Origin of the sequence: Nonomuraea sp. NPDC050643 (genome assembly GCF_040654715.1) — a bacterium.
Taxonomy (GTDB): domain Bacteria; phylum Actinomycetota; class Actinomycetes; order Streptosporangiales; family Streptosporangiaceae; genus Nonomuraea.
In genome coordinates this window covers 1-12,474 of sequence record NZ_JBFAIM010000035.1, presented here as the reverse complement: position 1 = coordinate 12,474, position 12,474 = coordinate 1, and the positions used below count along the sequence as shown (strand labels likewise).

Here is a 12,474-nt window from a genome sequence, read left to right as displayed (position 1 = left end):
CCTGTCGCCCGCCTCACGGCGGGCCTCGCCTGTACGCTTCTGATCTTGACGGCCACGGCCTGCGCCGCGGCGGACGATCCGAGCAACGCCCAGGTCGGCTCCTGCCTCGAAGCGCTCGGTAAGGGCGGCAAGACCCTCCGGGAGGACTTCCACATCGTCGGGTGCACCACCCCGCAGGCGACCTACAAGGTGATCAAGAAGGCGAACCGCTGCGACGACGTCACCAACGGCTACGTCGTGATGTCCAGCCGCCGGACCCGCAGCCAGCTCTGCCTGACGCTCAACGCGAAGAAGGGTGACTGCTTCTACCAGGAGATCGGCTTTCCCACCGGCAAGGCGTCCAAGGTGACCTGCGGGCCCTCGGCCACCTACCGGGTCACCAAGGTGTCGGAGGGTGCCGCCGACGCCTCGGTCTGCGGCAAGGACGTTCCCAACTGGACCAAGACGCCTGACGTGCTGCCGCGCGCCATCGTCTACCGCCACCCCGCGCTCACGCTCTGCGCCGACCGGCCATGACCTCGGCCCGCCCGGCCAACGGGGACGAGTCGCTCGGCTTCGAGTCGGCTCTGGACATCATCGGCGGCCTCATGGCCTGGTGCACCGCCCGGGAGCGGGCCGCGCCGGCCGACGCGTCGTGGCGTGCGCTGCGCGGCCGCTACCGCGGGGAGTTCATCGGCCTCGACCCGGCCGATCACGCGGCCGTGGCCCGGGCCGTCAGGGCGCACGGCGCGCGGCTGGCGGCGCTGGGCGGTTCGATCGAGGTCGTCGCCCGGCCCTCGCCCGACGCCTACCGGCTCTCCTCGGGTGAGCACGCCCGCGTGTTCGCGGAGACGATCGTCCCGGAGGCGCTGGACGTCGCGGCGCCCAGCCCGGCGCCGGTCGTCGTGATCGTCGCGGGGGAGCAGGGCTCCGGCAGGACGACGCGGGCCCGCCAGGTGGTGCGGGACCGGCCCGCGCCCGGCGGCTGGGAGGTGATCGATCCCGAGGCGTTCCTCGCCTACCACCCCTATAGCTGGGATCTCGTGCTCCACGACGACGCCGCCGCCGGCGACCGGGTGATGGCCGACGCCCTGGGGTGGTGCGCCCTGGCCGTCGAACGGGCCATCGCCCGCCGGGCGGACGTCGTGCTCGAGGCCGGCGCGGACCGGGACGGTGAGGTGGACGCGTACGCGGCGGTCTTCCGGGACGCGGGCTACCGGGTCGAGGTGGAGGTGACGGCGGTTCCCGAGGCGGTCGCGAGGCTCCGCCTGTTGGTCCGCTACCACTGCCGCCACGGGAACTGGGAGGTGCTGGAGCCGCCCTCGCCGGTACGGTGACCGCTCACGTCGTGCGATACAGCGCAGCCCTGGCCCGGAACCAGGTCACGGTGTCCAGCGACGGCGGCCGGGTGCCCGCGTCGCCCAGATGGGCGAGGAACTCCGCGGACGGGGCCAGCGCGTGCTCGCGCAGGTAGTAGGCGACGGCTTCCGACCAGATCCAGACGCCGTCCGTACGGAAGCTCCAGGGAACGACGCCGCGGCGGGAGCGGTTCACGGCGTCGTCGCGGAGGACCGGATTGTCGCGGACGGTCGCCGCCGACGTGAGGTAGCCGAGAAGACGGTCACGCCGGGCCGGGTCGGTCACGAGCGGATGATCGGTGTGGAAAAGGGGGCCCGCCTCGCCGCCCACGGCGTCGTACACGCTCGCCCGATGGAAGGTGTGCGGCGGGACGGGGGACCACAGCAGCGACGACCGCGCCCGGGCGGCCCGCTGGTAGGCCGGTGGGCCCGATGCGGCGGTGTAGACCTCGACCTGCGGATCGGCCTCGCCCTGCTCGCTCAGCGCGATCTGCGCGCCGAGCGCGAGCAGGCTTGGATCGGTGCCCGCGGCGACCTCCGCGAGGTAGACGCGCTTGGCGCGCGGCCCCGGCGGACCACTGGGCGGGAACCGCCAGGCCCGCCACAGCGCACGAACCCCCGGCCGGTCGGCGACCAAGCCGATCAGGGCCAGATCCCGCTCGTCGCGCAGGCCGTCCGCGAGCGCCAGATCCCGCGCGTCGGTGAGGTCCAGGCAGCGGCCGATCCGCTCCCGGTGGGCGCGCAGCACGGGCAGCGGCGCCGGCGCGAACACCCACTCCGGAGCGGGGTCGCCGCTCTGCCGCCGCACCCCGGCGAGCCGGGCGTGATCGGCACCCGTGCCGCTCAGCAGGCCCGCCAGCAGGTCGGCGTCAGGGCCGGTCAGGGGGACGTCGCGCTCGACGACGGCCATGGCCATCGACGCGGCCAAGCCACGCAGGTCCTCGGCCACGAGCCGGTCCTTGGCCTCGGCGATCAGGCCGTCGGGGACCCGCCCGGCCAGCCGCAGCAGCAGCGTGTGACAGTCGGCGACCAGGCTCGGGAACCGGTAGGAAGGCTGGCTCATCGCGGCTCCTGCCTCCCCTGACGAGCGGTGGGATCCATGCTAGTGAGGCGGTCGTACAGCTCCGCCACGTCCGTGAAAGCGCCGAACAGCCCCGGTGACGCCACCTCGACACCGCGGACGATCTCGTAGATCGAATGGTCCTCCGTCGGCAGCATCCAGCCGAGCAGCGCGCGGGTGAACTGCTCCTCGGTGACGCCCTCGGGCCGGATCCAGCGGAAGATGGAGTGCAGGCGCGTGGCGGTGCCGGAGATCCCGGCGACGACAGGGAAACCCGCCTCGGCGGAGACCGTCGTGTACCAGGGGTGGTCGGTGTGCATGCCGTACCGCGCCGTGCCCAGCACCCAGCTCATCGGCTCCCGCGCGTCGTGCCCGGGATCGTCGTCCGGCCGGGCGAGCAGGTCCGACCAGGGGTCCTCGGCGGCCGGGTCGTCCTGGACGTTGCGGACCCCGGCCGACGGGGCCGGCTCCGGAGGCGCGCCGGACGGCTGCGGTGGCTCGGGCGGGCGGCGCGCGGCGGCCAGTTCCAGCGCGTGCAGCGGCATGTCGCGGTCCAGGAAGTCCTGCGGCGTCCGCTGGAAGGCGTCGAGCTCCTCGACCGTACGTGACCACCTCGCGGCCTGGCTCTCCTTGAACTCCGCCACGGTGGCGGCCGCGTCCGGCGAATGCGTGCCCATGGTGGCGATCTTGAAGATCTCCCTGGAGTTGGCCAGCGGACGCTCCAGGAGGGGGCGCAACCGGGCGGCGTCGAGGCCGGCGCGGGTGGCCGTCTCCGTCCAGTCGGGCCGTGTGCGCAGCTCGTACAGGGTCTCCTTGAGGGTGAGAGCGTCCTGGCTGAAGAACGCGGCGTTGTAGAGCGCCGTCATCAGCATGCGCAGGTTGCCGTCCCGGCGCAGGCCGGTCAGCGAGATCCGGTCGCGGCCGACCTGGCCGGGGCTGGTGGGGTCGTCCTTGAAGAACGCCTGCTCGGTGCGGGCCGCCGGCGTTCCCGGATGGAGCTCCTGATGGAGTGCGGTGAGAACGTCGTACAGCCTGGCCACCGTGCGCTCGGCGGCGGTGCGGGCGGCGGGATCGTGGTACAGCGCCTCTCCGAGCCGGCGCTCGAACGACAGCGAGGTCTCCGCCGGGCCGGGAGGGGTCAGCCACGGCGCCGCCATGGCCTCGACCGCGTCGGCCTCGCGGGCCAGGTGGTCATAGGTCGCGGCGCCGGCGGGGTGCTGGTCGCGCTGCCGGTCCAGCGTGGCGCGCAACCGCTCGACCCGGTGGGTGAAGTCCGTCCGTTCGGCCGGGGTCCACGGACGCTCCCGCTCGGCCCGCAGGGCCTGCTGGGCGCCCGTCCGCCCGAGCCACGCGCCGTCGGGTCCGCGCCGGTTGGAGAAGATCGTCTCACCGGTACGCAGCCGGATGTGCAACGCGTTGACGATCGCCGGCGGGTCGTCGGACTCCAGCAGGCCCACGGTCTTCTCCGACCCGGCGAACCGGCTGTCGTGCGCCGCCGCCGGCACGAACCGACCGGCGCCCTGGGTGACCTTCTCGCTCAGATAGCGGGTGAGGACCGAGAGCCGGCTCTGCGCCCCGGCGGCCGCCACGAACTCGGTCTCCACCCGGTAACCGCGCTCCTGGAAGCTCCTGATGAACTCGCCCGCCTCCCGGGGGTCGCCCAGGGTGGCCTCCACGATCACGTTGTAGCCCTTCGCCATGACGTGCTCGAACGCCATCGCCTGCCACTGCTTCGCGATCGGCTGGATGAGGTTGTTCGTCGCCACGTCGTTCCAGGCCAGCAGCCGCTCGTACGCGGGGTGGAAGTCCTTGAACTCGTCGACGATCAGCCGGATGGCGCCCCCGTGGTCCTGGTATTCCTCGTGGAGGCCGCGGATCGTGGTGGACTTGCCCGCGCCCGGCTGGCCTCCGACGACGATCATCGTCGGAGTGGGGGAGCGCCTGGCGTCGGACAGCTTCTCCCGGACGATCCGGAACTCGAAGATGTCCCGTAACTGCTCGCCGGTGAGCCGGTGGTCGACGGGGGGCTCGGGCGGGGTCTGCGCCGGTCGCGGCGACGGGTTCGCGGGCGGGGGAGGGGCGCCGCTGAGTGCCTGGACGAGCTCCGCCTGGGAGGGCACGAGCTCGCCGCCGCGGCGCGGGGTTCCCGATGCCGATGACTGGGGCTCGGGGACGGCCTGCGCTGTACGGGCATTCAGGTCGCCAAGCGCTCCGGGGGAGACGGGGGTCGCGGTGGTGGGCGCAGGCGAGGTGCCAATGGGCTGACCCCCGCCGGCCACTTGCGACGCAACCGCGCCAGACCCCAAAGCGACCCCGCCACCGGCCCCAATACCGGCCCCGCCTGCGGCCCCGGCTGCGGCCCCGGCCCCTGCCCCGGCCCCGGCTGCGGGCCCGGGCCCGCTTGCGGTTCCGGCCCCGCCTGTGGCCCCGGCCCCGCCTCCCGCGCCGGCCCAGGTCCCCGCCCCCGCCCCGGCGGTGGTCGGGGCCGTGCTGGTGGGAGCGTTTGCCGGGGTGGTGGGGGAGCCGGTCGTGACCGGGGTTCCCGGAGCCGCAGGAGCGGCGTTGGTCGTTGGTCCGGCTGTGACGGGTGGAACGTTCGCCGCCAGACCGGGAGCAGCGGCGGCGGGTGCGGTCGTCGCGCTCGCCGCTCCTGGACCTGCTGGCGCTTCCGGGCCGCTGACGGCTCCCGGAACGGTCGGCGTCGTGGGCGCGGGGACGCCTGTGCCGGGGTTCGGCGGCGCGTTCGTGGCCAGGTCGGTCGCGGTGACAGGTGTGGCCGAGGCAGCCCCGGTGGTCGGGCCGCCGCTGGAGCCGGAGCCGGAGCCCAAGTCGGTGTCGGTGCCGGTGCGGGCTGCGTCCGTGGCGGCGGCCGTTGTGTGGGCGGTCGCCAGGGCGGCGTGAGGATTGGCGATCGCGCCGAGGACGTCGACGCTGAACGGGCTGATCGTGTTCGTACGACCGGCACCCGCCGCCATCCCGCCCAGCACCCCCTCCACCGAGGGCAACTTCCATGTGCCGTACACCAGCCCGTTGGCCACCACCCCCGCCGGCACCGACACCGCCCCGTTGGTGAGAGCGCCCCCCAGGGCACGGCCCGGATAGCGGCGCAGGGCGTTGAGGATGCCGGGCGCGTCCCGGGCCGCCGCGTTCAGGGCCTTGATCCCCGGCACATCGCTCACGAACCTGGACATCGGCCCGGCGAGCCTGGAAGCGAGCACGGCGCCGCCGGCATCGCCGAGCATGGTGGCCAGCGTCCGCTTGCCGTCCCACCCCTCGCGCGTGCCCAGGTCCCGCTGACGGCCCTGGGCGTAGCCGTCGATCACCAGGCCCTCGGCGACCTCCTCCGGCACCTCCCGCAGCGCGTGGCTGGTGACCGCCCTGGCCAGCAGCCCCTGGCCCTGTCCCAGGCCGCTCAGCCGGGCCGTGTTCACCGCCGCCGCCCTGGGGGCGGCCGTCCCGGCGAAGCGCGCGCCGGCCGCGCCGTTCAGCCGTTCGAAGATCTGGTCGAGGAACCTGCGCAGCTCCCTGGCGTACGGCCCGAGCAACGGGGTGGTGGCGCCCGCGCTGAAGAACGTGGCCAGTGCCGCCACGGTGGCCGCCGACAGCGTCACCCAGAAGCCGGCGTTGATGGACAGCTTGGCGTACTGCGTCTCCCGGGCGTAGTTGTCGTGCTGCACCGCGTACGCGTGCGCGACCTGCGCCAGCGCCCCCAGCCCCGACTCGCCGGAGCCGAACCGCTCGACGTCCGTACCGAAGGCTTCGGCCGCCGGCCCCTGCCAGCCTTCGAGGATCCTGGCCCCCGCGGGCCCGCACGCCTGCGCGGCCGTCGCCGAGCACCGCGCCAGGTCCTCGAAGGCCACCGCCAGCGCCGCCTGGCCGCTCTCGCTGCCTTCGGGCCACAGTTGCCCGGACGAGATCAGCGCGATCAGGATGTCGGCCGGCGGCGGCAGGCTCTCGCCCCACGCCTTGGTCACGTCGGTGCCGAACCCGTCACTGCCGATCGTGTCGCCCTGGCTCGCGGGCGTGCCGGTGACGGGGGAGCCGAGGTTGCGGCCCGGACCGGTCTCTATGGCCATGCGCGCCCCGGCTCACCCCCGCGCCGATGGGCTGTGGTCAAGCTGTCAGACCCTCCTGTCGAACGACGCGGCCTCCGCCTCCGCCGAACCGTCCACGCTCTGACGTACCGCTGCGCCGCTGTCGGACATCCGGGCCGCCTGGGCGCGCGCCCAGGCGATCGCCAGATGGGGGCCGTCGCCCTCCGTGTACGCCCTGCGGAACTCCCTGCCCGCCGAGTCGTCCCCCCACGGAGCCGCGGCGTGCAGCCGTTCGATGCGGGCCACGGCCTCGGCGACCGCGTCGTCGAAGCCGGCGGCCATGGCGTCCCAGCGCGCCAATCCATCCTCGACCAGCCGGCGGTCGATCCTGAGCGTCACGACGCGTCCCCGCCGCCGCGCACGCGCTCGAGACGGATCGGCCCCACGGCATGGGCCCGCGGCGCGTCCGCTTCCAGGGGAGACGACGCCCCCACCCCCTCGCCACGACATGAACGGATCCTGCCGCGAACCTAACCGCGAAGGGTACGAAGGCCGGAACGTTTCACAAATCTTGGAAATGTCCTCCGCCGCGCCCCGCCCCGGTTCGGCGGGGGCGGGGGCCTTCCCCGGCCTCCGCCACATTCCTTGAAAAATCTGCAGGCTTTCCCGGTCGCCGGCGGAGGACAGTTCGAAGACAGGGCGACGACATGTCGATTATGCATGATTGTCGATATCACGGTTTGGCGAGCCACCAGCAAACCAGTCTTCCCGGAGTGAAAGGAAGAAGTATGCGCATTCGCATGGCAAAGCACATGGCCGCCGGGGTCGCCGGTCTCGCTCTGGCGCTTTCTCCAGCGATTCCCGTTTTCGCGGAGCAGAGCAGCGCACAGTCGGAGAGCGCCGTACAGATTCCCCAGCGGAACGAATGGTCGGGCCGCTTCCCCAGCTTCTCGCAATGCGCCCAGGCGGGCCGGGACTACGTCCGCAACAACGGCGCGATCGGATACACGTGCAAGAAGATCGTCGGCGAGAGCTGGGACCTGTGGGTCCAGTACATCGACGACCCCTCGACGTGACTTCCGGCGACGACAGATCGACAGGACCACGTAAAGCCGAGACCAGGAGGTAGCAGTGCGTAGGACGAAGAAGATCGCGGCGACGCTCGCCATCGCGGGCGCGCTCGTCGGCGGCGGCCTGACCTTGGGCACGCCCGCATGGGCGGCCGGCACACCGGCGGTGGCGGCGAGCGCGACCGCCGACGATATCTGGTGGATCTACAACTTCTATCCGGACTCGTCGACCTGCGAGGGACAGCGCAGGTGGGGCGCCTCACAGGGCTGGTGGACGTTCGACCGCTCGGCCTGCGCGACCAACGGCCGCGAGTGGGCGCTCTTCATTCGCGGGAACCTGGCACCGAGCAGTGGTCAGGACGCTCCGGACCTGCCCAAGGGCTGGCGATCAGCGTGATTTCGTGACGGTGGCCGGCTCGGCGGGTGCGGCTGCGGACGCGGCCGCACCGCCTGGCGACGAACAGGTGACGAAAGGGCGACCCAGATCACCGGTTCACGGACGTCGGTAACTCATCCAGTGGTGGGGCTGGGCAGAGCCGCGTGCTTGTACGGCGTCGGCTCCATGCCCGGTTGTACGACGACGACGGTGCCGGACGACTCGGCGTGGAAGGCCGATTCCACGGCGGCCGCCACGTCATCGGCCGTCAGCATCAGGATCCCGGCCTGGAGCATCAGGTCCTTGACCGGCGCGACCAGGGGCGTGTCGGTGAAGCCGGGGCAGACGGCGCCGATCTTGACACCCTCCGCGCCCAGCGGGTCCACCAGGGCCCGGACGAGGCCGACCGTGGCGTGCTTGCTCATCGAGTAGATCGGGTCGATACCGAAGCCGACGAGCCCGGCCAGGGACGAGGTGACCACGATCGATCCGCCGCCCGAGCGCTTGAGCAGCGGCAGGGCGGCCGCGACGCCGTAGACGACGGCATCGACGTTGACCCCCATCACCGTCCGGTACCGCTCGGCGTCGAAGGCCGCCATGCTGATGCCGCCGTTGGTCCCGGCGTTGAGGTGGACGAGGTCGAGGCGGCCGTACCGCTCGTCGGCGAGCGCGACGGCCCGCAGCGAGGTCTCCTGCGCGCTGAGGTCGCCCACCACCCAGCCGCCGCCGACCTCCTTGGCGACTCGCTCGACGCTCTCGGCGTCGCGATCGACGAGGACGCAGGCGACCCCGCTCGCGGACAGACGCCGGGCGACGGCGGCCCCGATGCCGCTCGCCGCTCCGGTGATCAGGGCAACTGTGCTCATTGGTGCTCCTGGAGAAAGGGCCGCCAAAGGGAAAGGCCGCGGTGGGGACGTGCACGAACGGTGGAGCGGCGCATGCGCCTGTCGATCAGCGGCGGTGAGAAGCTCGGACCCGAATTCCTTCGACAATAGTGTGCGTCATCGACCTTCAGCCAGGGAGCGCCGAGTCCGCCTCAAGGTGGCCGTAGCGGTGCCGGGCAGGCCCGGCCGTGGCGGTGTGCCCACCGGCCGCGTGAGCGTTCACCTCATCGGGTGGCGGCCTCGGTCAGGAAGACGTCGAGCACCCCGTCGCCGATCTGGGGCTGGGTCGAGCCCCAGCGGTTGCGCGGCGGGGTGACCCGGACGGCGCGGGCCTGCCGCTGCAGGTCACGCGACTCGGAGAGCAGCGCGGCGGCCTTGGCGTCGTCCCCGGCCAGCCGGGCGTCGAGCGAGTCGAGCATGGTCACCATCGCTCTGCCCCACAGCTCGGTGGCGTCCAGCCAGGACGCGGCGTCAACGGCGAAGCCCCGCTGCACCGATCCGCCCCGGATGGTGGCCGGCGCGGCGGCGATGGCGTTCGCGTACGGGCGCAGCGCCGTGATCGCGGCGGCGCGCCGCCCGGCGTCCCAGGCCTGCCAGAACCCGGCCACCCGCGTGGCGAGCTCGGGCGCCTGGGGCTGCCAGGGCGTGCCGCCGAACGTCGGCGCCATGTGCTCCAGGTCGCCGAAGACCAGCAGGGCCGCCGTGGCCGCCCGGTCGCCGCCGGCGAGGTAGGCCATCGCGCGCGGCCAGCTCTTCCTCGCGTCGTACGCCTGATCGTTCCAGGTGAAGTCGGCGGCGCCGAAGACCGCGACCTTGCTCGCGTACGGCTGGTTCATCGGATTGGCCACGATGCCGGACAGATGCGCGGCCAGCCCCCTCTCACGCTTGTCGTACGGCGCCAGCAGCAGCCGGCCGCTGGTGTTGCCGTAGTCGTTGACCGGGTAGTTGTCCCAGACGAAGACCTTGCGCCCGAACAGCTCCGCCGCCTTCTCGGCCTGCGCGTTGGTGATCTCGGGGGGCACGGTGTCGGTGCCGGTCCACATCACCTCGATCGCGGGATCGAGGGATGCCCGGATGGTCTGCTTGTACGTGGTGTCGGTCAGGTCGCCGTACTCGGTGGGCACCATCTGCAGCGGCTGCGCGCCCTCGTGGCCGGCGATGAAGTCGCGCTGCAGGTCGTTGAGCAGATCGACCTGGGCCCTGGCCGCGGCGGTGCGCCCGGCGGGGCCGTACGCGGTCTCGTCCGCGGCGCAGTTCCAGCGGGTGTGGCTGATGTCGTCCAGTGGGATGGAGAAGGCCCGGGCGCCCAGGTCGTGCAGCGCCTGCAGCTTCTGCTCGAGCACGGCGCGGTCCGCCGGGTCGGAGTAGCAGATCGACACGCCGGGGGAGAGGGCGAAGGTGAAGCGGACATGGTTCGCGCCGGCCCGCGCCACCAGTTCGCCCAGCTCGGCGAGCTTGTCCGCCGGGTACGGCTCACGCCACTTGTCACGATGGTACGGGTCGTCCTTGGGGGCGTAGATGTAGGTGTTGGCCTTGACGTCGCCGTGGAAGTCCATCTGGTCGAGGCGTTCGGCGTGCGTCCACGGCGCGCCGTAGAAGCCTTCGATGGTGCCGCGCAGCGGCATCGACGGGAAGTCGCGGACCTGGACCCCGGCCACCTTCCAGCCGCCGCCGGACCTGACGAACAACTGGCGCAGCGTCTGCACGGCGTAGAACTGGCCGGCGGCGTCCCTGCCGCCGAGCGCGATCTGGTCGGGTCTGCCGCCGGTGACCCGCAGCGCGTACCCCTCGGCCCGGTCGGGGACGGCGGTGTCGCCGAGCGCCCGCGCGATGTCCGGCCGTGCCGCGGGACCGAGACGCACCTTGAGCAGGCCGGACGCGCTCGCGGGGATCCTGCCGGGGGCGACGATGTCCACCCGGCCGGCGCCGTGCGCCCTGAGCTCGCGTACGAGGCGGTCGCGGGCGGCGGGGTCGGTCCGGCCGTCGGCGATCACGAGCGTCCGGCGGGTGACCACGGCCGCCGCACCGCCGCCGGTGAGCGACTGCGGTGTCGGCGACACCGTGGGCAGGGAGGAACGCGCGGCGTACGCGGGCATGAGCGTCATGGCGCTCAGGGTCACGGTCAGCGCGAGGCCTGCCGTGAAGGTGATCCTGCGTCCGCTCACGAGACTCCCCGCCTGCCCGTACCGGCAAGGTGATCACGATGTCACCTCATGATCCGTACCTTAATTTCGGGTTCTCCGCTGTCAAGGGCCGGAGTAAAGGCGGTCCTCCCACCGGGGTCAGTTCCGCCGCAGCGTCTGGGACATCCGCTGGCCGGGGTTGCGCGGGTCCTCCGAACGCACCACCAAGCCGTCGCCGTCCTCGCTGAGTGTGAAGGTGGCCGCGCCCCACTCGAACTCGCAGTTCTGGCCGTTGGAGCCGTAGATCCAGCGGATCTCGCCCTCATAGGTCGGCGACTGCCCGGACAGGTGCACCTCCGCGCTGCCCGCGGGGTAGGTGCAACCGCTGTTGGGCTCCACCCAGTCGGACCCGTACCGGGTGCCCTCGTAGAAACCGCCGCCCAGGTCCCGGAAGTCCAGGTATCCACCCCAATTGCCGGACAGGTCCGGGGGCGGCTTCGGGGTGACGGTCAGCTGCTCCCGGTCAGAGCGGTCGCCGTCCCGGCCCGTGACGGTCAAGGTGTACGTCTGCGGGTGGGCGGGCGCCTGGCCGCGCAGCGTCACCTCGCCGCTTCCGCCGGCGGTGGCCGTGGCGACGAGGGTGTCCCCGAGCGTGAGCCGTACGGTCTCGCCGGCGTCGAACCCCGTCGCGACCACCTCGAACGCCGCTTCGGCCACCACCGACGAGGGCACGCGGGTGAACCGGATCTGGGGCGCGGGGCGGTCGCGGACGGTGAGCGTGGCGCTGCCGCGCCGGCCGGGGTCCTTCCCCTGGGCCGTGATCGTGTATTCACCGGCCGCGATGCCGTCGGGGACGGCGTCGGACAGCACCGCGACGCCCTTGTCGCCGGCGGTCCGGACGCCGAGATCGCCGCCGCCACCTGGCCCGGCCCAGGAGAACGTGACCTTCTCACCGGGCTCGAAGCCCGTGGCGCGCGCGTCGACCGAGTCGCCGCTCTCGATGCTGTGGTCCGAGAGGGTCAGCCGGGGGACCCCGGGACGCGGTGTGACGCGGTCACGGGGGTCAGAGGGGTCGCGGGGGTCGCGTCCCTGGTCCCGCGTGCCGCCCTGCCCCGGGTCGTCGCGGACGGCGCCCTGCCCCGGGCCGGCCTGGCTCTGCCGGACGGTGCCGGCCGGCGGGCGGCCGGTGACGGGGAGCCGCGGCTGGGCCGCGACCGGGGTGATGACCGTGGGCGGCGGTTGGGCGGCGCCGGGGTCGGCGAGGTGGACACCGATGATGGCGGTCGCCGTCACCACCGCCGTGGTGACGGCCGCCAGCGCCGCGGTCTGCGCGCTGAAGACGGATCCGCCCTTGCCCAGGAACGTGATCGCCCCCACGGCGCCGAGCCCGCCCCCGCCGAGCCCCAGGAGCAGACCGGTGGCGCGCTTGCGCGTCTTCTCCTCGTCCTCGAAGTAGGCCACGTCGTCGGCCGCGCCGGCGTTCGTGGCCGCCGTCAGGCCGAGGGCGAGGACCTGGCCCCAGGCGCCCCAGCGCAGGGAGCGGCCGAGCAGCGGCGCCGCGGCGCGGGCCAGGGTCCGCGCGGGGTCGTG

The 12,474-nt window shown here is 73.1% G+C and carries 10 protein-coding genes; 4 read left to right on the top strand and 6 right to left on the bottom strand.

Annotated features, from left to right (window positions below; genetic code table 11):
• The first annotated feature begins 45 nt into the window (after positions 1-45).
• Together AB0I15_RS36965 and AB0I15_RS36960 are read left to right on the top strand one after the other, a co-directional pair.
• The gene (locus tag AB0I15_RS36965; RefSeq protein WP_358106210.1) at positions 46-516 is read left to right on the top strand and encodes a hypothetical protein; all 471 of its coding nucleotides are present in this window, start codon (positions 46-48) and stop codon (positions 514-516) included.
• Positions 513-1,316, top strand: coding sequence for a zeta toxin family protein (locus AB0I15_RS36960; RefSeq protein WP_358106207.1), 804 nt, complete (start codon positions 513-515; stop codon positions 1,314-1,316). The genes AB0I15_RS36965 and AB0I15_RS36960 overlap by 4 nt, the downstream gene beginning before the upstream one ends.
• 4 nt (positions 1,317-1,320) lie before the next feature.
• On the opposite strand, the gene AB0I15_RS36955 is transcribed toward AB0I15_RS36960, so the two are convergent.
• From AB0I15_RS36955 to AB0I15_RS36945, 3 genes are read right to left on the bottom strand one after another with little or no spacing between them, the layout of a single operon-like run.
• A complete protein-coding gene (locus tag AB0I15_RS36955) occupies positions 1,321-2,400 on the bottom strand; it encodes a hypothetical protein (protein ID WP_358106204.1) in 1,080 nt (359 codons plus the stop codon).
• A complete protein-coding gene (locus tag AB0I15_RS36950) occupies positions 2,397-6,473 on the bottom strand; it encodes a zeta toxin family protein (protein ID WP_358106201.1) in 4,077 nt (1,358 codons plus the stop codon). The genes AB0I15_RS36955 and AB0I15_RS36950 overlap by 4 nt, the downstream gene beginning before the upstream one ends.
• Before the next feature lie 45 nt (positions 6,474-6,518).
• Complete coding sequence (locus tag AB0I15_RS36945; RefSeq protein WP_358106198.1) at positions 6,519-6,830, bottom strand: hypothetical protein; 312 nt, start codon at positions 6,828-6,830, stop codon at positions 6,519-6,521.
• 401 nt (positions 6,831-7,231) lie between these two features.
• Between AB0I15_RS36945 and AB0I15_RS36940 the strand changes: the two genes are divergently transcribed.
• Together AB0I15_RS36940 and AB0I15_RS36935 are read left to right on the top strand one after the other, a co-directional pair.
• Positions 7,232-7,507 (top strand): hypothetical protein, encoded by a 276-nt coding sequence (locus AB0I15_RS36940; RefSeq protein ID WP_358106195.1) that lies wholly within the window; start codon positions 7,232-7,234, stop codon positions 7,505-7,507.
• 55 nt (positions 7,508-7,562) lie between these two features.
• Complete coding sequence (locus AB0I15_RS36935) at positions 7,563-7,898, top strand: hypothetical protein (protein WP_358106192.1); 336 nt, start codon at positions 7,563-7,565, stop codon at positions 7,896-7,898.
• Positions 7,899-8,011: 113 nt separating this feature from the next.
• On the opposite strand, the gene AB0I15_RS36930 is transcribed toward AB0I15_RS36935, so the two are convergent.
• From AB0I15_RS36930 to AB0I15_RS36920, 3 genes are all read right to left on the bottom strand, one after another.
• On the bottom strand, positions 8,012-8,743 hold the full coding sequence (locus tag AB0I15_RS36930) for an SDR family oxidoreductase (RefSeq protein WP_358106189.1): 732 nt from the start codon (positions 8,741-8,743) through the stop codon (positions 8,012-8,014).
• Between the two features lie 242 nt (positions 8,744-8,985).
• Positions 8,986-10,926, bottom strand: coding sequence for a beta-N-acetylglucosaminidase domain-containing protein (locus tag AB0I15_RS36925; RefSeq protein ID WP_358106186.1), 1,941 nt, complete (start codon positions 10,924-10,926; stop codon positions 8,986-8,988).
• A gap of 117 nt (positions 10,927-11,043) precedes the next feature.
• Positions 11,044-12,474 (bottom strand): hypothetical protein (locus tag AB0I15_RS36920; RefSeq protein WP_358106183.1); only part of this gene is annotated, 1,431 nt, incomplete at its 5' end.